Source organism: Candidatus Nitrosopumilus sp. bin_7KS, assembly GCF_054095835.1.
The window spans coordinates 1-18,432 of record NZ_JBSWSO010000008.1; the positions used below are offsets into that span (position 1 = coordinate 1).

Annotated in this window: 23 protein-coding genes and 1 pseudogene; 13 read left to right on the forward strand and 11 right to left on the reverse strand. The window is 33.4% G+C overall.

Annotation, left to right across the window (positions count from 1 at the left end):
- The first annotated feature begins 46 nt into the window (after positions 1–46).
- Genes ACW9W4_RS09130 through trpA form a run of 3 tightly spaced genes read left to right on the forward strand, consistent with a single transcriptional unit; the run spans position 47 to position 2,503 of the window.
- Positions 47–529 (forward strand): indole-3-glycerol phosphate synthase TrpC, encoded by a 483-nt coding sequence (locus tag ACW9W4_RS09130; RefSeq protein ID WP_457762150.1) that lies wholly within the window; start codon positions 47–49, stop codon positions 527–529.
- Positions 526–1,716, forward strand: coding sequence for a tryptophan synthase subunit beta (gene trpB, locus ACW9W4_RS09135; protein WP_457762151.1), 1,191 nt, complete (start codon positions 526–528; stop codon positions 1,714–1,716). The genes ACW9W4_RS09130 and trpB overlap by 4 nt, the downstream gene beginning before the upstream one ends.
- On the forward strand, positions 1,703–2,503 hold the full coding sequence (trpA, locus tag ACW9W4_RS09140) for a tryptophan synthase subunit alpha (RefSeq protein ID WP_457762152.1): 801 nt from the start codon (positions 1,703–1,705) through the stop codon (positions 2,501–2,503). The genes trpB and trpA overlap by 14 nt, the downstream gene beginning before the upstream one ends.
- 185 nt (positions 2,504–2,688) lie before the next feature.
- On the opposite strand, the gene ACW9W4_RS09145 is transcribed toward trpA, so the two are convergent.
- Positions 2,689–3,516, reverse strand: coding sequence for a cupredoxin domain-containing protein (locus ACW9W4_RS09145; RefSeq protein WP_457762153.1), 828 nt, complete (start codon positions 3,514–3,516; stop codon positions 2,689–2,691).
- 80 nt (positions 3,517–3,596) lie between these two features.
- Between ACW9W4_RS09145 and pyrG the strand changes: the two genes are divergently transcribed.
- The 3 genes from pyrG to ACW9W4_RS09160 all read left to right on the forward strand — a co-directional run bounded on the left by pyrG (position 3,597) and on the right by ACW9W4_RS09160 (position 6,247).
- Positions 3,597–5,201 (forward strand): glutamine hydrolyzing CTP synthase, encoded by a 1,605-nt coding sequence (gene pyrG, locus ACW9W4_RS09150; protein WP_457762154.1) that lies wholly within the window; start codon positions 3,597–3,599, stop codon positions 5,199–5,201.
- Between the two features lie 157 nt (positions 5,202–5,358).
- Complete coding sequence (locus ACW9W4_RS09155; protein WP_457762155.1) at positions 5,359–5,961, forward strand: matrixin family metalloprotease; 603 nt, start codon at positions 5,359–5,361, stop codon at positions 5,959–5,961.
- Between the two features lie 121 nt (positions 5,962–6,082).
- Positions 6,083–6,247 (forward strand): hypothetical protein, encoded by a 165-nt coding sequence (locus tag ACW9W4_RS09160; protein WP_457762156.1) that lies wholly within the window; start codon positions 6,083–6,085, stop codon positions 6,245–6,247.
- 6 nt (positions 6,248–6,253) lie between these two features.
- On the opposite strand, the gene ACW9W4_RS09165 is transcribed toward ACW9W4_RS09160, so the two are convergent.
- Entirely contained in the window at positions 6,254–7,252 is a 999-nt protein-coding gene (locus tag ACW9W4_RS09165; RefSeq protein WP_457762157.1) for an NAD(+)/NADH kinase, read from the reverse strand.
- Between the two features lie 102 nt (positions 7,253–7,354).
- Positions 7,355–8,224, reverse strand: a complete 870-nt coding sequence (locus ACW9W4_RS09170) for a PfkB family carbohydrate kinase (protein WP_457762158.1) — start codon at positions 8,222–8,224, stop codon at positions 7,355–7,357.
- A 263-nt stretch (positions 8,225–8,487) separates the two neighbouring features.
- Here ACW9W4_RS09170 and ACW9W4_RS09175 point away from each other — a divergent pair, with 263 nt between their 5' ends.
- Positions 8,488–8,775, forward strand: a complete 288-nt coding sequence (locus ACW9W4_RS09175; RefSeq protein ID WP_179363474.1) for a 30S ribosomal protein S26e — start codon at positions 8,488–8,490, stop codon at positions 8,773–8,775.
- Between the two features lie 2 nt (positions 8,776–8,777).
- Here the strand turns inward: ACW9W4_RS09175 and ACW9W4_RS09180 are convergent, their stop codons facing one another.
- The 3 genes from ACW9W4_RS09180 to ACW9W4_RS09190 all read right to left on the reverse strand — a co-directional run bounded on the left by ACW9W4_RS09180 (position 8,778) and on the right by ACW9W4_RS09190 (position 12,319).
- Positions 8,778–9,350 carry a CDP-alcohol phosphatidyltransferase family protein gene (locus tag ACW9W4_RS09180; RefSeq protein WP_457762159.1) on the reverse strand — a complete coding sequence of 191 codons (573 nt, stop codon included), beginning with the start codon at positions 9,348–9,350 and terminating at the stop codon, positions 8,778–8,780.
- A gap of 219 nt (positions 9,351–9,569) precedes the next feature.
- The gene (gene speB, locus ACW9W4_RS09185; protein ID WP_457762160.1) at positions 9,570–10,445 is read right to left on the reverse strand and encodes an agmatinase; all 876 of its coding nucleotides are present in this window, start codon (positions 10,443–10,445) and stop codon (positions 9,570–9,572) included.
- 5 nt (positions 10,446–10,450) lie between these two features.
- A complete protein-coding gene (locus tag ACW9W4_RS09190; protein WP_457762161.1) occupies positions 10,451–12,319 on the reverse strand; it encodes a threonine--tRNA ligase in 1,869 nt (622 codons plus the stop codon).
- A 127-nt stretch (positions 12,320–12,446) separates the two neighbouring features.
- On the opposite strand from ACW9W4_RS09190, the gene ACW9W4_RS09195 reads away from it, so the two are divergent.
- Positions 12,447–12,599: a hypothetical protein gene (locus ACW9W4_RS09195; protein WP_457762162.1), complete on the forward strand. Its 153-nt coding sequence runs from the start codon at positions 12,447–12,449 to the stop codon at positions 12,597–12,599.
- Between the two features lie 62 nt (positions 12,600–12,661).
- A complete protein-coding gene (locus ACW9W4_RS09200) occupies positions 12,662–13,159 on the forward strand; it encodes a pentapeptide repeat-containing protein (RefSeq protein ID WP_457762163.1) in 498 nt (165 codons plus the stop codon).
- Positions 13,160–13,171: 12 nt separating this feature from the next.
- On the opposite strand, the gene ACW9W4_RS09205 is transcribed toward ACW9W4_RS09200, so the two are convergent.
- Together ACW9W4_RS09205 and ACW9W4_RS09210 are read right to left on the reverse strand one after the other, a co-directional pair.
- Positions 13,172–13,507 (reverse strand): hypothetical protein, encoded by a 336-nt coding sequence (locus ACW9W4_RS09205; RefSeq protein ID WP_457762164.1) that lies wholly within the window; start codon positions 13,505–13,507, stop codon positions 13,172–13,174.
- A gap of 70 nt (positions 13,508–13,577) precedes the next feature.
- Positions 13,578–14,849, reverse strand: a pseudogene (locus ACW9W4_RS09210) (dicarboxylate/amino acid:cation symporter).
- A 76-nt stretch (positions 14,850–14,925) separates the two neighbouring features.
- Between ACW9W4_RS09210 and ACW9W4_RS09215 the strand changes: the two are divergent.
- Positions 14,926–16,020, forward strand: coding sequence for a homospermidine biosynthesis protein (locus tag ACW9W4_RS09215; RefSeq protein ID WP_457762165.1), 1,095 nt, complete (start codon positions 14,926–14,928; stop codon positions 16,018–16,020).
- Here ACW9W4_RS09215 and ACW9W4_RS09220 read toward each other — a convergent pair.
- Positions 16,017–16,229, reverse strand: coding sequence for a hypothetical protein (locus ACW9W4_RS09220; RefSeq protein ID WP_457762166.1), 213 nt, complete (start codon positions 16,227–16,229; stop codon positions 16,017–16,019). The genes ACW9W4_RS09215 and ACW9W4_RS09220 overlap by 4 nt on opposite strands.
- 122 nt (positions 16,230–16,351) lie before the next feature.
- Between ACW9W4_RS09220 and ACW9W4_RS09225 the strand changes: the two genes are divergently transcribed.
- Complete coding sequence (locus ACW9W4_RS09225; protein WP_457762167.1) at positions 16,352–16,660, forward strand: MarR family transcriptional regulator; 309 nt, start codon at positions 16,352–16,354, stop codon at positions 16,658–16,660.
- Here ACW9W4_RS09225 and ACW9W4_RS09230 read toward each other — a convergent pair.
- Positions 16,642–17,037 carry a cyclophilin-like fold protein gene (locus ACW9W4_RS09230; RefSeq protein WP_457762168.1) on the reverse strand — a complete coding sequence of 132 codons (396 nt, stop codon included), beginning with the start codon at positions 17,035–17,037 and terminating at the stop codon, positions 16,642–16,644. The two genes, ACW9W4_RS09225 and ACW9W4_RS09230, sit on opposite strands and share 19 nt — an antisense overlap.
- 4 nt (positions 17,038–17,041) lie before the next feature.
- On the opposite strand from ACW9W4_RS09230, the gene ACW9W4_RS09235 reads away from it, so the two are divergent.
- A complete protein-coding gene (locus tag ACW9W4_RS09235; RefSeq protein ID WP_457762169.1) occupies positions 17,042–17,572 on the forward strand; it encodes a DNA-directed RNA polymerase subunit K in 531 nt (176 codons plus the stop codon).
- Between the two features lie 124 nt (positions 17,573–17,696).
- The gene (locus ACW9W4_RS09240) at positions 17,697–18,011 is read left to right on the forward strand and encodes a DNA-binding protein (RefSeq protein WP_457762170.1); all 315 of its coding nucleotides are present in this window, start codon (positions 17,697–17,699) and stop codon (positions 18,009–18,011) included.
- Here the strand turns inward: ACW9W4_RS09240 and ACW9W4_RS09245 are convergent.
- Positions 18,008–18,424 carry a transcriptional regulator gene (locus ACW9W4_RS09245; RefSeq protein WP_179363461.1) on the reverse strand — a complete coding sequence of 139 codons (417 nt, stop codon included), beginning with the start codon at positions 18,422–18,424 and terminating at the stop codon, positions 18,008–18,010. The two genes, ACW9W4_RS09240 and ACW9W4_RS09245, sit on opposite strands and share 4 nt — an antisense overlap.
- Positions 18,425–18,432 lie beyond the last annotated feature (8 nt).

The following is an 18,432-nucleotide window of genomic DNA, read 5'->3' on the forward strand; positions in this document are numbered from 1 at the left end:
AAACTGTCTCGTGGGCTCGGAGATGTGTATAAGAGACAGGTATTTCATGAAGGTAAGAGAGGCAGTAGATGTTCCAATGTTGATGAAAGATATCATGATTGATAAAATCCAAATTGATGCTGCAAAGAAGATTGGAGCAGATTACATGTTGGTAATTCAATCATTGTATGACCAAAAATTTCTAACAGATATTGATGAGTTTATCGCTTATGGACACAAGCAAGGATTACAAATTTTACTTGAAGTGCATACAAAACAAGAACTGGAAAATGCATTAAACACAAAAGCTGATCTTATTGGAATTAACAACAGGAATTTAGATACTTTAGAAATTGATCTTAAAACTACAGAGAGTATTCTTTCAGGAGTGGAAAAGTCAAGACCAATACTTTCTGAAAGCGGAATTAATACACCTGAAGATATTCAATACCTAAAAAAGTGTGGAGCAGATGCATTTTTGATAGGCTCAAGTATAATGAAAAGTGACAACATTGAAGAACAAGTAAAAAAAATGGTGAATGCGTATTGAAGTATCCTAAAAACGGTAGATTTGGAGAATTTGGTGGAAAGTACATTCCAGAAACACTAGTTCCAGCAATTGAAGAATTAGAAGAGAATTATCTTAAATTTAAAAACGATAAGAAATTCAAAGCAGAATTAAATTACTATCTCAAAGTCTATGCTGGAAGACCAACTCCACTATACTATGCAAAAAATTTATCTGAAAAAATAGGCGGTGCAAAAATCTATCTAAAACGAGAAGACTTGCTACATGGAGGAGCTCATAAAATTAACAATACTTTGGGCCAAGCTTTACTTGCAAAAAAGATGAACAAAAAAAGAATCATTGCAGAAACGGGTGCAGGTCAGCACGGAGTTGCAACTGCAATGGCATGTGCAGCACTGGGAATGAAGGCAGAAGTGTACATGGGGTATAGAGATACAATCAGACAAAAACAAAATGTACTTCGAATGAATATGCTAGGATGTAAAGTTCACCCCGTAAAATCAGGCTCTAAAACGCTCAAAGATGCAATTAATGAGGCAATTCGTGACTGGATTACAAATGTAGAGAACACTTACTATTTGTTAGGATCAGCAGTTGGCCCTCACCCATATCCTGTAATGGTAAGAGACTTTCAAAGTGTAATTGGAAATGAAATAAAATCACAGATGAAAAAAATTAACAACAAAACACCAGATACTGTAATCGCATGTGTTGGTGGAGGTTCTAATGCAATTGGGACATTCTATCCACTGGTGGATTCTAATTCAGAAATTATTGGAGTAGAGGCTGCAGGTCATGGATTAAAATCCAAAATGCATTCTGCAACATTGTCTGCTGGAAGTAAGGGAGTGTTACACGGAATGATGACATATCTACTACAAGACAAAGAAGGTCAAGTTACAGAGACTCACAGTATTTCAGCAGGATTAGATTATCCAGGAGTAGGTCCTGAGCATTCATACTATAAAGACACTAAACGAGTAAAATATCACTCTGCAACGGATGCTGAAGTAATTGATGCATTTTTGTTGTTAACCAGAACTGAAGGAATCATTCCAGCTTTGGAATCATCTCATGCAATTGCAGAAGCTGTAAAAGTTGCAAGAAAGAGTAAAAAATCAGAAAATATAGTAGTTACACTTTCTGGGCGCGGAGATAAAGACATCGAAGAAGTACAAAATTATTTGAATAAACATGACAAGAATTAAAGAAAAATTTGCAGAGTTGGAGGCAAAAAAGGAAAAAGCCCTAATTGCATACATCATGGCAGGATTTCCAAATGAAAAAGCTACAATCACCACAGTTAGAGGGTTAGTGAAAGGAGGAGTAGACATTATTGAATTGGGATTTCCATTTTCAGATCCACTAGCAGACGGTCCAGTAATTCAAAATGCCAGTACAATATCTTTAGAAAAAGGAACAAAGATTGCAAAGTTTTTCAGCCTTGTAAAAAAGATTAGAAAAGAAACAGATATTCCATTAATCCTAATGACTTACACCAATATCCTATATCACCAAGGATATGCAAAATTCATTTCAGAAGCCAAAAAAGCAGGAATTGACGGATTTATCCTTCCTGACATGTCAATTGAGGAATCAAAAGAGTATTTGCAGGCAGCAAAAAACAAGGCAGATACAATATTTCTAATTTCACCAAATACTAGCAATACAAGAATTCAAAAAATATCAAAAGCATCCTCAGGGTTTCTGTATCTTGTTGCAGTGTTTGGGACAACGGGTGTAAAAACTGGAATTAAAAAATACACCCTTGATGCAATAAAGCAAGTAAAGAAACAAACCAAAGGAAAAATTCCAGTAGGAATTGGATTTGGTGTATCAACACCAGAAGATGTAAAAAAATACATCAAAGCAGGGGCTGATGCAGTAATTGTAGGTAGTGCATATCTGAAATTAATTGAGAAAACGCCTCAAATCAATCTAGAATCAAAAATTGCATCATTTACAAAAAGTCTCAAAAAACAAACAATTCTCTAAAACAAACGTCAAAGTTGGCGGTCAAGTGTGCAAACTTTCAATGAGGGGAACTCGATTTCAGTAATGGCCGCCAAACTAGAGGTTCTCATAACATATTACATTTAGAAAAATAAAACAAGGACGGTATCAAAACCTAAAATTCATTTAAAATATAGATAAATTATTCACAATTGTAAAGATCGTAATTATCTAAACATCAAAAGATTAGAGCGTGTTAAAAACAACATTGAAACAATTCCAACACTCAAAATACTAATTGCCAAGAAACCAAATTCTGGAATTACTTTAGTACCCATAATTTTGATATCTTTAGAATCTGCAGTTATTGGAATTATCAGTTTGGTTCCAGAAGATGTAGATTCAGATTCAAACTCTTTCATCACCCCATCAACAAATACAGCATTTGGATTTTCAATTAATTTAGGCGGTAAAACAAGTGTAATTTGATCATTTCCGCTACTTCCAGAAATTCTAAAAGTTAAGCTTTTTTCATCAGGATTTACATGTACTGCTTTTTGCAAAGTTGTATCAAGAATGTATTTTACCTTAAATCCTAAACCATCATCACTAAAACCTGAACCTACACTATCTATTGATTTTACATTACCAGGATTTTTTACAACATGTACGACTCCATTCATGAAAGGATGAATACTACAAAAATAGTAAAAATCACCCATATCGTTAAATTTTTGAGTAAATGATTTACCAGCAGTAAAAAATCCACTATCAAATTTACCATCTACTTCAAATTCACCCGTTTCAATACTATCTGCTGAAACTGACGTGATTGTATGAAATGCAGTATCAGCATTACTCCAAATAACAGAATCTCCTGGAAAGACAGTAATTTCACCAGTTGTTACACCGGTTGATTTTTCAGACCAGAAATAGGGCGCACCAGGATCAGATGCACCAGATGGAATTTTAATTTCAAACGTAGTTTCAGCAAATGCCAAACTGGCATAGCCTGCAACAAATAGAACTAACAAAGGTAAAAGATAAACTCGCACATAATAGAAATTCAACCTCCACTATTTCAACCTAGCATGATAGACAAAACATACAAAAACTAGATACCCGTTTGTTTAATGTGCAGACAAAGTTAATTTTTGTCACAGGTGGTGTGATGTCTGGCCTTGGAAAAGGCGTAACTACTTCCTCGATTGCAAAATTATTACAATTAGCAGATCAAAAAGTTTCATGTATCAAAATAGATCCATATCTTAACTATGATGCAGGAACGATGAATCCGGTAGCCCATGGAGAGGTCTTCGTAACAGATGACGGAGGAGAATGTGACATGGATATCGGAAACTATGAAAGATTTCTAAATCAAAATATTCCAAAAAGCCACAACATTACAACAGCACAAGTCTATTCCTCAGTAATTGAGGCCGAAAGAAAAGGAGAGTATCTAGGGGCATGTGTTCAAATAATCCCACATGTAACTGATGAAATTAAAAATCGAATTTCCAAAATTGCAGAGGAGGAAAAACTAGACTTTTTGATTGTAGAATGTGGCGGAACAGTGGGAGATATTGAATCTCTACCATTTCTAGAAGCACTAAGACAAATGAAAGTAGAGGAAGGGCCAGAAAATGTAATTTTTGTTCATGTTACATTAGCACCATCCTTAGATGTGGTTGGAGAACAAAAAACAAAACCAACTCAACACAGCGTTCAAGAATTAAGAAGAATTGGTATTCAGCCAGACTTTTTGGCAGTCCGATGTACTTTACCATTAGAAGAGAAGACAAAAAAGAAAATTGCAATGTTTACAAATGTTACACCAAAAGACGTCCTATCATGTCATGATGCAAAATCAATTTTTGAAGTACCACAAATGTTGTACGACCAAGGAATAATGGATTCAATATTTAGAAAGTTTGGAAAAGTTGGAATGGTCAATGCATCATCTAATTGGGATAAATGGAATAAAATCGCCCAAAACATGATAAACCATGAAAATAACAAAGTGAAAATTGCAATGGTTGGAAAATATGTCACCTTAACTGATAGTTATGTGAGCGTAAACCATGCACTAAAACATGCAGGGGCCCAAATTGGCAAATCAATAGATATCGACTGGATAGACTCTGAATCAATTACAGATTACAATACATTATCAAACTATGACGGAATTCTAGTACCAGGTGGATTCGGCACCAGAGGATCAGAGGGAATTATTCAAACAGCAAATTATGCAAGAGAAAAAAATATTCCATATCTTGGAATATGTTTTGGATTCCAATTAGCTGCAATTGCATTTGGACGAAGTGTATTGAATCTAGAAGATGCAAATTCTACAGAAATTAAACCAGATACAAAGAATCCAATTGTAGATTTGCTTCCAGAACAAAAAAATATTTCAGACATGGGAGGCTCACTTCGATTAGGAGCTAATGATATAATCATAAAAGAAAATACAAATGCCAAGAAAATTTACAATGCTTCAACAATTAGTAAACGTCACAGACATAGATATGAAATCAACCAAGAGTACATTCCACAATTTGAAAGGAATGGATTGATATTTTCTGCAGACAGTGATGGCGGTAAGAGAATGGAAATGCTTGAAATTCCACTACATAAATTCTATCTAGGAGTGCAATTCCATCCTGAATTTAACAGCAGACCAGGATTTCCTGAAGAAGCATTTTCAGCATTCATTAAAGCTGCATCTGAAAATAATTGATCAGTTGTTGAAATAATTACAATTTTCTATATAGAATTTGTCGACTAAAAATAACTATAACATTTTACATGTACAATTTTGTGTGAGAATATGTTTGTAATATTAAATACAAACATGTGATTAAGTTACATTAAGATTTTCATACTTTGTGAGAGGTATGGTTCTGCCAGCAATGGCAGTAGGTATCGCTATTTTCATCCCAATAGAAATTTGGGCAGAAGATAGTGAGCAATGGAATGAATTAAGACGATGGGATAATATACAAGAAAACAAAATCCCAGTCTTAATAGTAAGAGATGCAAAGGTTAGTGAAACCCAAGTAGATATTGTAGAAGACGCAATAAATTCAAAAAAAATAAAAAATTCTGGAAGACAATTATTTTTAGGATGGAATGAAGGAATCAAAGAAATTTCAAAATCATTTGGAGTAAAAGTTCCATCATTGGAAATACAATACAAACTTGAAAGAACAGAGTCAATCATAATTCATCTTAGTGAAAAAACAAATTCAGAGGGGTATAATGGATATACAAATTTGTTCTATGATGCAAATGGAAATATCACAAAAGCTCTGGTTACAATCTACAACACAGATGAATTAAACAAAATACAACTAGAATCAATCATCAGACATGAATTAGGTCATGCACTTGGATTAGGACACACAAATGTAGAAAATGATCTAATGCAACCAACCATCAACATGAACTTTAATGTAATATCACTTTTAGATTTGCAAGCTCTTGCAAGTATCTACTGATTTAGTAGATCACTCCATCTTTTTGTTTTAAAGGACAGTTATGATTTTTAGAAATTCCTAACTATGGGAAAATTAATTGTCGTTAAAATTAAATATGACAGCAAGTAGGACAGTCCATAAATTGTCAAAGTGTAAAGAGTGTGGTAAAGAGTATGGTAAAGAGTATGAAACAGGAATCAAAGAATTTTGTTCAGATGATTGTTACAAAATAGACATTCAAAAAAGAATCAATGAAGCTACAGCAAATGAAATATCTCACACTATCAAATTTTCAAAATCAGATTAAAACTAGTCACTCAATCTTTGAAATTTCATAAATTTTCTGCCTTGCATCCCTGATTGAAACTTTCTTTTTGACATAGCCTTTTTTGAGTAAATGACTCAGAGCCAATCTAACAGTTCTATCAGGAAGTAATGTTTTGTTTGCAAGATCTTTTTGAGTTAAGGCACCCTCATATTCCAGAGTTTTCAATAAAAGTTTAGAACTTGGAGGCATACTAAGAAGCTCTTCTGCAAGATGTACCTTTTTTGCTAAGGCTGAAATTGCAGTTGAATCTTTTTTCAGTCTAATAATTTGTGCAGGAGGGAAAAACTGTGTGCATTCAACAGTTTTCTTTACTTTGTATCTATCCAAACCATCCAAAACAACCTCACAGTGTAACCGTGCAGATATGTCATCAATTTCAATAGAGCTGCTATTTGAAACAATGATTGGCCTGCGAGTTACATCAAGAGAGTTTACAGAAATTATTTCAAATACTGCAGAGTCTTGGAATAACACAGGACCTCCAGCAGACATTGAATATGCAGATGAACCAATAGGAGTAGATACAATTATTCCATCACTATTATCGTGCCATACCTCATCACCATTAACACGTAAAGTATGTTCCATCAACATTGCACTCTTTGATGAAAACACTGCAACATCATTCAATACAGGATAGACATTTTTTCCATCAATTTTTACACCCAGTCTAGGCACTTGTTCTACTTTGTAATTTTGTTTTTTTAATAAATTGACATATGATGAAAATTCTCTTAATTCAATTTGAGCCAAAAATCCACTCGCCTCACCTTCACTAATTCCCAGCACAGGTAAAGTTGAATCAAATGTTCTATGAAAGTAATTCCTAACTCCTTTATCCCCACCAAGGACAATTATACAATCAGCCTGCTTGCTTTTTGTTTTAGATATAGAAAATGAAGTAATTCCAGATTCATCAAGAATTTTTTTAATTATCTTTGCAGCAGACTCTGTGCTACCTGAACCATAAATGCCTATTTGCATAGAAGAAACAGTCAATTTGGCATAATAAAAGAATACTCAACACTCGGAGGCAATACTTCAAATTCTTTTTCCATATCTCGGGCTATTTTTGAATTCATTCTATCACAAATCTCGAAATTTTACTAAATTGTAAAAATATGATGCATTAGTTTCAATTGTTCCTTTTTTTGGAATTTTTTGCAAGCCCACATTTTTAGATTCCAGTGCAGCTTGAGCAGCACCCCCAGCAAAACACAGTGCCCACAAAAAGTCTTTTTCTTTAAGCATCGTACAAGTAAATGCAGAACAGAAGATATCACCAATACCGGTTGTATCATGAATAGTTTGATTGGGTAAAGTTATAGAATAAATTTTATCTTTTACCAATAACGATACATTTGCTTTATCAGTTAACAACACATGTTTGATACCTTTTTTTTGTAATGCCAACATCATTTCATTATTAGTTCCATTTACAATCTGGCCAGATTCCTCAGGATTAACCTTAATTGCATCAACGTCAGATAAATCAAGATCAGTTTTTTCCAAGAAAATATTATTTTGAGAGTCTCGTCGTCTCAAAAATCCCTGAGGATCAACAAAAAGGAAATTAGAATCACTCTTAATTTTTTTAAATGTCTCATCAGATATTTCATGATAAATTGGATTCACAAGATGAGCATCTGCAGTACTTTGAGAATAATTGATTTCTTCACATTCATTTTCGAGTTTAAGAGTTCTGTCAGAACCGGTTATTGAGATAGCAAATTGAGTAGTATTTTTTTGAGATTCTGAATCTACAAGATTTATTTTATCATCATTCAGATATTGTTTTGGAAAGTCGGGACCAAATTTTGTATACAAATCTACATCAAACTTGAATTGTCTAGCAGTAATACCAGAATAACAAGCTGCCCCACCAATTTGTTCATAATTATTTCCATCAATAGTTATCGTATCAATTGCACAATGTGAAAAAATAGCTAATTTCATTTCTCTTGTTTTTAATCAGTGTGGATTTAGTTTTTTGCATTTTTTTCAGCAATGCATTGCTTACATATTATCTCACCATGAATAATCACTACTTCTACTCCAGATCTAAAACAAGTGTGACATAGTCCACGCATGATATATCAATTGGATTTCTTCGATCTAGGATTAAAACATGTATGCTTTTTATCCAAAATACAGGCACGAATTAACTAATTCTTTTTAAAATTCTACAAGAATATAAGTAGGCAAATTTGCTCAAGTTCATGCCACTTAAGCGTGCAAGTAGAGGTCGTACTAAGGGAGGAAAAGGATCCTCAGGTGTTGTACAATGTACAAACTGTGGACAAACAGTCCCAAAAGACAAAGCAAAGAAAGTTACATCAAAATTAAATTTGGTTGAACATACTTTAGCAAAAGAACTACGTGCACAAGGCGCATATATTGCATCACCAACAGTTTTGAAACATTACTGTATTTCATGTGCAATTCACTTTAAGATTCTAAAAATTAGATCTGCAGATAGTAGAAGAAAACGTGGAAAACTTCGTTAGTATTATTCTTTAATATTTTTAGCAGTGTAAATCATTCTTTGAATTAGAGTAATTCCTGCAATTATCACTACAATAATTACGGCATATTCCATAAATCCAATCATTCCAATTATTGCAATTACCAGTAATCTTTCAGCTCGTTCACCAATTCCTATACCTTGAAGTTTAATGTTAATAATGTCCGATTTTGATCTAGCATAACTCACTAGCAAAGACAATGTAATTGCAAGCAATATAAGATAAGGCTCCGCATATCCTCCAACTAAAAGTCCTAAAAATATTACAACTTCAGAAATCTTATCAAACATTGAATCAAGATATTCGCCTTTTTTTGAAGTCTTTCCAGTAACTCTTGCTACTTGTCCATCCACCATATCAAAAAATCCTGAAACAAGTAACAAAATACCACCAAGAATTAATCCATATTCAATTCCCATTCCATAAACAACTGCAGACACTAGTGCAAATGCCAATCCAACAAATGTCCAAAAGTTTGCAGACAATCCTGTAGATGCAAATCCTTTACCTATTTTTTCTAAAGTAGGCCTCAGAATATCTCGCAGATTATTTAACACGAGTTACACCCAAAATACCATCTAATAAAGTGAACAGGAGTAAAATTGAGGCAAAATAGGCTAATAATTCATGAAATAGTGAGATTTTTTAAATTTGGAGAAAAATAGCAAATGATGCAAATATAAAATAATAAGAATATACCAAACCAAAGTGGCACTTGTAAGAGTAGTTAGTTTTTGGAATTTTGTTAATTAGTTAGTAGAATGTTAAAAAATAAATTAATTATTTCGAGAGAGATTGATTGCAATTAAAGTTGAGATTATTTTTGCAGCCAATGATGCAGTTGCACCATTATCATGATATGGATTTAATTCAACAATATCTACACCAGTAACTTTGGTTTCCTGAAAAGTATTGATCATATCAAATAGTTCTCTAGATGTAATTCCATCAGATTCTGGATTACCAACACCGGGAGCATATGCAGGATCTAACACATCAAGATCAAAACTGGAATATACTGTATCAAATGTGGAAACATGGTCTTTTAGAAGACTGGGACCTTTGCCTTCACGAATTTGTTTGTAAGCAATAGTTTTAATTTTATTTTCAGTTAGAAATTCTAATTCCTCTTTAACAAATGCTCTTGCTCCAACATGTAAAATATTTTCAGCCCCTCTCTCTTCCACAACACGTCTCAAGTAAGATGCATGGCTTAGTTTAATGTCAGCAAATTCATCACGTAAATCATAATGTGCATCAAAAACGACATACCCAGTCTCTTTTGGAAAACTAGTATACGTACCATAAGTAATAGAGTGTTCTCCACCCAAAATGAACAACTGTCTTTGTTTTGCAACAAGTTCAGCAGTAATTTTTTTAACCATGTCAATCATTTCAGATGCCACGACAGTATGACGAGTGTTTCCCAAATCTTCAATATTTACAGTCTCTAAATCAATTCCAAGTTCAGGATGAAATATCTCAATATTATTAAAAGAGTCACGAATTGCGTCAGGACCAAATCTACAACCAGGCTTGTACGAGTGAGTGGCATCAAAAGGTATTCCGAATATCGTAGCTACAGGTTCGGAATCATCATCAGAAGATGTGATTAGCGGATTGTTATTCATGTATAGATCAAGATAACTCATTTCAATTACACCATCAAATTTGGTCTCTTTGAGAGATATTTTGGAAGATTCAAACCAGTGAAAGGCTTTCCTTTGGTTTGTTCTTTAATTTCATTAATAAAATCATCAAATGACAATTCTCGCACATCACCAGTTTGTCTATCACGAATACTAAGATTTTGAGAGTTTGCTTCTTTTTCACCAATTACCAAAATGTATCGAATCCATTCTTTTTCAGCTTCACGTATTCTTTTTCCAATACTTTCATTTCTATCATCAATGTCAACACGAACATCATTTCCAGAAATTGTATCAGATAATGATTCTGTGAATGTATTGAATTCTTCTTTAAGTGGAATAATTCTAACTTGTGTAGGGGCCAACCAAAGTGGAAATTGCGGTTTTCGTCCTTCATGAGAATCTTTAGCAGCTTTTTCCAACAAAGCATAGATAATTCTCTCAATTGCACCACTAGGTGAATTGTGCAAAATTATTGGATTTTGCTTCTCATTATTTTCATCTACAAAATCAATTCCATATCTATTTCCATTTTCTACATCAATCTGGTCAGTTGATAAAGCAGATGCTTTTCCTAGGCCATCAATAAAATTAAACTCCCATTTCAATACAAAGTAAAAGAATTTTTCTTTCCACATTTCCACAAGAACCGGTCTTCCATGTTTTTTGACTAATTCCTCAATTGATGATTTGTTCTCATTGTAAAAGTCCTCTGTGAATCGAATTGCCATATCATAGTCAGATTCATCTATTCCAAGCTCCTTGAGAACACTTTGAGAAAGATCAAATCTAACCTTAATTTCATCAATTGCCTGAGGCATATCTTTACAAAATGCATGACAATCAGGCATGGTAAATGCTCTTAATCTCCTTAAACCAACTAATTCCCCGGATTGTTCACGTCTAAAGCTGTAACGAGTCAATTCATAGAGTCTATATGGTAAATTCTTGTATGATAATTGGTATTGGTTGGCCATTAGAAATTGGCCAAAACATGCAGCAAATCTCAAAAAGAGTTTTTTGCCTTCAGAGTCAATATTGTATTGTCTTGCAGGAAATCGGTTAAAGTAACTAACCATACTTGGATGTTCTGAATCATACATGATTGGAGTTTCAACTTCATAACCACCATATTCTTTGACTCTGTCAGTTACATATCGTTCAATTAATGATTTGATCAAACGTCCATTAGGATAAAATCGCATATTTCCAGAATCAGATGCAGGTTCATAGTCAGCTATCCCCATCTTCTTCATCAATGCAACATGTGGTGGTGGTTGGTCCACTTTTCGAATTTTTGCTGATTCATATTTTGCCAAAATTTCTAGTTTAGGATGTTTTGCAAAATTAAAATCACCAATGTTAGTCATTGTTCCATCTGGAGAAAGTATTTTCCAAAATGAACGAATTTTAGATTCGCCTTTGAGTGCATCAGAAGTTAATTCCTCATCAGGGTTTACAGATGCAGAATCTTTTGTGACAACTTTAGAACTTTCGGCAAGTGGGTGCCCCTTCACTTGGATTTTGTAAGACTTTGTCCAGCCAAATGGAGAGTGAGATACTTCAAGTTCTGATGCTCCATCTTCCATCTCTTTAAGTAATTTAATGGCTATAGATGGTTTTGCAAGATTTGAGCTAAGATGAGCATAAGGGTATAACAATAATTTTTTACATCCAATTTTTTCCATTGATACTTTAATCTGAGAGATTGCATTTTGTGCTACTGATGAATCATCACCATCTTCAATTGCAACAAATACCACTACAAGTTCTTCCAATCTCTGAGTTTGAGGATTTTCAATATCTTCAGCAGATTGTATCTCCTTTTTGGTTGGAGTATACTCGATATTATCACAATGAAGTTGCAATATACGCATGTTTAGAGATGTTAAATTGGGCATAAATATACGATTCTCAAAAATCTCCAGATTACAAGGAAATTTCAGAAGCATAGCCAGCCAAGACATACTATTGAAATTTATTCAGAATATACACAAATGACTCATGCAAGGTAGAAAAGATGAGCATAGACATCAAGAACTACTCAAAGAAAAGAAAGATCTAGAGAAAAACAGACCACATGGGATTGATGAAATGCGAAGATGGAAACACACCATGGGTAAGATTTTACAAGAATTGGAACTATACAACAAGTAATCTCTCAAGACAGATTTTAGATCTAAATTCAAATGTACTATATCAGTAAATCAAGACATACAATGAATCCATCTGATGTTTTTAGGAAAAGGAATCTTTCAAAAACTAATTTTGAATATGAGGAATTGATTGGAAGAGATTTTTCAGATTCCAATATGAAAGGAGTTAATCTCAAAAATAGAGATATACATAATGCCAATTTGAGTTGTACTGATCTTAGTGGGGCAGACTTGAGCGGTGCAATATTATTTTATGTAAAAATGCGAGGGGCAAATTTACAACAAACAAATCTATCTAGTGCAAAACTATGGGATGCTGATTTGTATGGAGCAGATTTACGAGGGGCAGATATTAGAGGAGCAGACTTGTTTTATGCGGATTTGACAAATGCAGATTTGACAAATGCAAACCTTAGCGGAGTCAATCTTAGACATACAAATTTGGATGGGGCCGTACTTGAATCAATAAATTTTGAAGGTGCCAATTATGATTTAGATACATTAGATACTATTCCTAATGATGTAAAAAATGAATTAAAAAAACAAGGAAAGCGATGGTAGAAAATAATAAAACTATTTTGAATTTTCTCTCAAAGCAATAACAGAGCGTAAAATTAATCCAGAGATACCCAAATTAGATATTAGAAATTCAGATGCACGCTTTAGCGGATTTTCTCCACGAAATCCTTCATCATAAATCATTTCAACTGAACCATAATCTGTTTGAACGAAAGAGGTGATTAAAGAAAAAACACCTAATTTTTCATCAGTTTGTTCTGAATAAAGTCGTAATTCTACTTTTGAAATTTTAAATTCATCTTGTATAAAATTTCCAGAAGAAAATAAAACCTCAACGTTATCTGGAGTTCTATCTACGCGTGTGGGATCATGTAAATCTACAATATTCATTCTGTATTATTTAGAATTATTCCTAAATAAGTAATAATATCAACAGAGACATCATCAAAGAAATCAATTTCTAATCTCGCGTTATTTTATCAAACACACAACAAGCTGTAAGATCTCCTGTAACATTTACCATAGTTCTAATCATGTCCAAAATTCTATCTACAGAAAGTAACAGTAAAATTCCAACGGGAGGAATGCCAACTGTTATCAGTATTGTAGACAAGACAATTACACCAGCTCCAGGCACAGCAGGAGTTCCAATTGAGGCCAAAAGGGAAGTTATGATTATCACTAAAATGGATATCATACTCAATTCAATTGCAAAGAGCTGTGCCAAAAAGAAGACAGCAATTACTTGATACAAGGCAGTACCATCCATATTCACAGTAGTTCCAAGTGGAATTACAAATTTTGAAACTCGTGTATCTATTTTTAGATCCTCTTCTGCAGTTTTTAATGTCACAGGCATTGTTGCCATTGAACTTGCTGTTGAAAAAGCTAAAGTTTGCGGATTACGGAATTTTTAAAATGTAGAAGATATGGGTCTTTTTGCTACAAACTTTAAGAACAATGTGTATACCAACAACATAATTCCAAGACCCAAAACAACCGTTCCCATGTACACTCCCAATCCAACCATTGTTCCTATACCAACTGTAGCAACCATTCCAACAATCAATCCAAAAACTGCAAACGGTACAATCTTCATTGAAATCAATAGAATGTGTAATGTTATTTTTTGAATTGATTCTAGTACATCCAGCAACGGTTTGACGGATTCTTTTGGGAGAACTGCCATTGACAGTCCTACAATTAGTGCCATCACCAAGATGCTAAACATCTGCCCTTCAAGATAAGAAGAAATTGGGTTTTTTGGAATTATGTTAGATACTACATTTGGAATATCATCTAATGAAAAACCTTCTGTGACTTTTAAATCATCTTCAGAAAGATCATGTGTTTCTTGTAGTGCAGTAATATCTAAAATACTTCCTGGCGCTATAATTGATGCAAGTGATACGGCTACAAGTATTGCAATTGTTGTGGTGATTACAAAATAAACACCAACGCCCAATCCCAGAGTTTTTAGTTTATCTTTTGCCCCTAAATTAGTAATAGCCACAACAATAGATGTAAAAATTAATGGAACTATAATCATCAAAATTACACTCAAAAATATGTTAGCAGGAATTTTTAGATATGATGGTAAAGAATCCAAAGCATCATCGTCTAACCCAACACCTACATCATCACCTAAAATCAACCCTACACAAAGCCCTATGATTAAGGAGATTACAACTTGTAGCCACAAATTTTTGAAAATATAATTTTTAAACGTCATTTAGTACAATTTAATTTTCATCATCCATCAAAAAGGATTCGATAGTATTATTTACTAAAAAAATTAGTTTTCAAACATGGATCCTCACAAATTTCACGGCAAAGATATTCCACATATCAAATTAGATCCAAAAATGACCATTGAAGACTTGGTCAATGTTTTTGCAAGTTCAGGATATAATGGACGACAGTTAGGGGATGCAGCCAAATTATATGCAAAAATGATTGAAGAAGATGCAACAATTTGTCTGACAGTTTCAGGTGCAATGACACCAGTTGGATTTGGAGGAATAATCAAAACATTGATTGAAAAAGGATTTGTAGATTGGATTGTTACAACAGGGGCCAATGTGTATCATGAGGATCATTTTGCTTGGGGACTACCAGTGAAGCAAGGCAGTTTTGATGTCGATGACATGAAATTGTATGAAAATGAAATCGTTAGAATTAGAGATGTGTATATCAAATTCCATGAAACATTAGAAGCACAAGATGAATTAGTACAAAAAATGTTTGGAGATGATTTTCCAGATGAATCATTTACAACTGCAGAATTTTGTAATTTAATGGGAAAACTAAGCAAAGAAAAAGCAAAACATCCTGAAAAAAGTTTTGTTACATCAGCGTATGATTATGATGTTCCAGTATACATTTCAACGATAAAGGATTCATCATTAGCTTTAAATTTAGCAGTGCATAGATTAGCAGGTAAAACATACAATTTAGATTTTGTAAGGGAGATTATTGAGCAAGCAGCCATCTTATATGATTCTAGAAAATCAGGCATTTTAGAATTAGGAGGAGGAGTACCAAAAAATACGGCGCAGCAAACAGGTCCATTATTAGATCAAATTCTAAAAAGAGATGACGGAGGACAAGATTACATTATTCAAATTACAGATGCACGTCCAGATACAGGAGGTTTGTCAGGTGCAACACTACAAGAAGGAAAGAGTTGGGGCAAAGTTCAAGATGCACATAATGGCATGGTTACAGTTTATGCTGATGCAACAATAGCATTCCCTATTCTTGCATTGTACGTTCTAAGCAATCAAAAAAGTAGAAAACCAAAAAGACTTTACAAAAAACTAGACAAGTTATACAAAAAACTAAGTGACGATTATTTCAACAATCCTGCCAACAAGGTAAAAAAATCAAAGAAGAAAAACTAAAACCTATCAAATCGAGCACGTTCTAGATCACGATCATCTTTAGATTCTTTCTTGTATTCTTTGTAGTGTTCTTTACAAAGAACAGTTTTTTTTCCAGATGAGTTCACACGTAACCCTGCATTTTCGACTTTACTAGTATTAAGAGAACGAGCGCCGTCTTGATCACAGCCTTCAAAATTGCATTTTGCTCCTTTTGATACTATTCCCATAATGAATAATAATCAAGATGTTATTTATACTTGAAAATTATTTTTAGATTTATTATTATCTACAAAGGAACAATTGTGAAATTGGTTCATCGTTTATAAGAGGAATATTTTTTTCTAAAACTATGGGTGGAGCAAAGAAACCAACAGCAGGAAACAAAGACAAATCTGCAGGTTCAAAAGATACAAAGAAAAAGAAAGACAAAGGTGAAGGCGGACCAAAGAAAGCAGAAATTACAGTCATAGTAAATGAGCAACAAGCATTAAAAATTATTCAAAGTTCCAAAGTCCTTACGGTTCAAGATCTTGCAAGACAAACAGGTGTTAAGATTTCAGCTGCAAATGCATTCCTAAAAGCATCTACAAGTAAAGGAATTGTAAAAAGAGTTGGCGGATATTCAGGCCATTATTTGTATCAAGCAGTTTCTTCATAAATACAAAGTACATCTCCAGATTTAACATCCTTTAATGCATCAATATTTTCACCTAATTTTCCTATAGGAGTCATTGTTTTTGTAAATACAGCATCGTTTAGAAAAAAACACAAACTTCCAGTTGAAGGTAAAAATGCAACATCACCTTTTTTGAATTCAGTTCTAGATCTTTCAATTCCAGAATCAATATTAGATTCAAAATACAAAATACTTTTTCCAAGTAAATGTGCATGACCTTCTAACGGTAAAGATCTCATAATTGTCCCAACAGTTCTCGGAGATAAATGACGTTTTAGATCACATGAAATTTTTGCTTTTCCACGAATTTCTAATATTAGCTGTTTTCTGGAGACTGACGATGTACTCAATTCGTACATTAAAATGATTAGATTATATAACGTTTTAAAGAAATTTTCTTACTTGTCTGATGTTAATGAAACTGAATTAATTGAAGCTCCACAACCTGAAGAATTAGATGAAGAGATTGAGGAGAATGCAGGGTTAAACAAAGCATTAGATACATATCGAAAATTAATAGATAGAAAAGATCTTGTTGAACCTTTAACTGAAAAAGAACAAGATAGTCTTGAAAAAAGAATCAAAGAAATTGAAAATAGAGAAGTTGTTGAAAGAATTGAAGAACATGAACCAGTAGAAATTCCTTGTGAAAAAAATAAAATTACAATTGGACCACCAACATTGACAAGATTTGAAAAGGCAAGAATCATGGGAGCAAGAGCATTGCAATTATCATTAGGTGCACCACCATTTATTCCAATTCCAAAATCAGCTAGAATTTCACTAGATATCTCAATGGAAGAATTAGAACAAAGAGTAATCCCAATTACAATCAGACGTGTACTTCCAAACGGAGATTATCAAAACATACCAATTGATTACTTCGAGAAATAATCAATTACAAATAAAATTTTAAAGATGTTATAGATTTACAGATAATGTTCTCATCACAGTATATCAAACATGAACCTATCGTCGATAAAACTTAAAAGAACACAAAATTTCTAAATATTGAATAATGCTCATGGAAGGGACAACTGAAACAAAGGGTCAAGAGCAGACCGAAAAGTCTGAACAGGCCGTAATAAAAATAGGAAACTATCCAGTAATGGAATCAGCTATTGAAGTACTAACAATATTAGGAAATAAAAAGAAAGTAATTTTACAATCAAGGGGTAATTCAATACCAAATGCGGTTGCAGTAGCAAACATCATCACAGAAAAAATGCTCAAAGGTAACTCAAAAGTTCAAAAAATTAACCTAGACACAGTAGCAGCTGCAGGGATTGGGGATATGACATCAACAATTGAAATAATTTTAATTAAAGACTAGTAAACGCTTCCAGGGCCTTTAAGAAGCATGTTTTCACATTCTTTACAAACTTGCTCATCAATATTTGATTCTAAATTATGATGTATCTCGCAGATTAACAAACTTGATTTGATATAATTGCAAAGTCCAATAAATTTAGAAAGACTAGATGGTGTGTAGGCCATATCAGAAGATAGACCATCACACAATTCATCAATCATTATTGAAACTTGTTTTTCTGCCAAAAGTTTTGCAATTAAAGAAGGGTCACCTCTTGTGCCTCGAATATAATTGCTAATTGCAGCTTGAGTTACACCTAACATTTTAGAAATTTCCTCTTCTCTAATGTTATGATCTTCTGCAAGTTTTTTTGCAAGAATAGCCCGCAATGCAGGAATTAGAGTTTTTGATTCAATTTCAGCAGGAAGTAGCAATACCCCTC

Excerpts from the sequence above, each read along its gene's own strand:
- ACW9W4_RS09130 (WP_457762150.1), top strand. The coding sequence starts at position 47 with ATGAAGGTAAGAGAGGCAGTAGATGTTCCAATGTTGATGAAAGATATC.
- trpA (WP_457762152.1), top strand. The coding sequence starts at position 1,703 with ATGACAAGAATTAAAGAAAAATTTGCAGAGTTGGAGGCAAAAAAGGAA.
- ACW9W4_RS09155 (WP_457762155.1), top strand. The coding sequence starts at position 5,359 with ATGGTTCTGCCAGCAATGGCAGTAGGTATCGCTATTTTCATCCCAATA.
- ACW9W4_RS09165 (WP_457762157.1), bottom strand. The coding sequence starts at position 7,252 with ATGCAAATAGGCATTTATGGTTCAGGTAGCACAGAGTCTGCTGCAAAG.
- ACW9W4_RS09170 (WP_457762158.1), bottom strand. The coding sequence starts at position 8,224 with ATGAAATTAGCTATTTTTTCACATTGTGCAATTGATACGATAACTATT.
- ACW9W4_RS09175 (WP_179363474.1), top strand. The coding sequence starts at position 8,488 with ATGCCACTTAAGCGTGCAAGTAGAGGTCGTACTAAGGGAGGAAAAGGA.
- speB (WP_457762160.1), bottom strand. The coding sequence starts at position 10,445 with ATGAGTTATCTTGATCTATACATGAATAACAATCCGCTAATCACATCT.
- ACW9W4_RS09190 (WP_457762161.1), bottom strand. The coding sequence starts at position 12,319 with ATGCGTATATTGCAACTTCATTGTGATAATATCGAGTATACTCCAACC.
- ACW9W4_RS09195 (WP_457762162.1), top strand. The coding sequence starts at position 12,447 with ATGCAAGGTAGAAAAGATGAGCATAGACATCAAGAACTACTCAAAGAA.
- ACW9W4_RS09200 (WP_457762163.1), top strand. The coding sequence starts at position 12,662 with ATGAATCCATCTGATGTTTTTAGGAAAAGGAATCTTTCAAAAACTAAT.
- ACW9W4_RS09205 (WP_457762164.1), bottom strand. The coding sequence starts at position 13,507 with ATGAATATTGTAGATTTACATGATCCCACACGCGTAGATAGAACTCCA.
- ACW9W4_RS09215 (WP_457762165.1), top strand. The coding sequence starts at position 14,926 with ATGGATCCTCACAAATTTCACGGCAAAGATATTCCACATATCAAATTA.
- ACW9W4_RS09220 (WP_457762166.1), bottom strand. The coding sequence starts at position 16,229 with ATGGGAATAGTATCAAAAGGAGCAAAATGCAATTTTGAAGGCTGTGAT.
- ACW9W4_RS09225 (WP_457762167.1), top strand. The coding sequence starts at position 16,352 with ATGGGTGGAGCAAAGAAACCAACAGCAGGAAACAAAGACAAATCTGCA.
- ACW9W4_RS09230 (WP_457762168.1), bottom strand. The coding sequence starts at position 17,037 with ATGTACGAATTGAGTACATCGTCAGTCTCCAGAAAACAGCTAATATTA.
- ACW9W4_RS09235 (WP_457762169.1), top strand. The coding sequence starts at position 17,042 with ATGATTAGATTATATAACGTTTTAAAGAAATTTTCTTACTTGTCTGAT.
- ACW9W4_RS09240 (WP_457762170.1), top strand. The coding sequence starts at position 17,697 with ATGCTCATGGAAGGGACAACTGAAACAAAGGGTCAAGAGCAGACCGAA.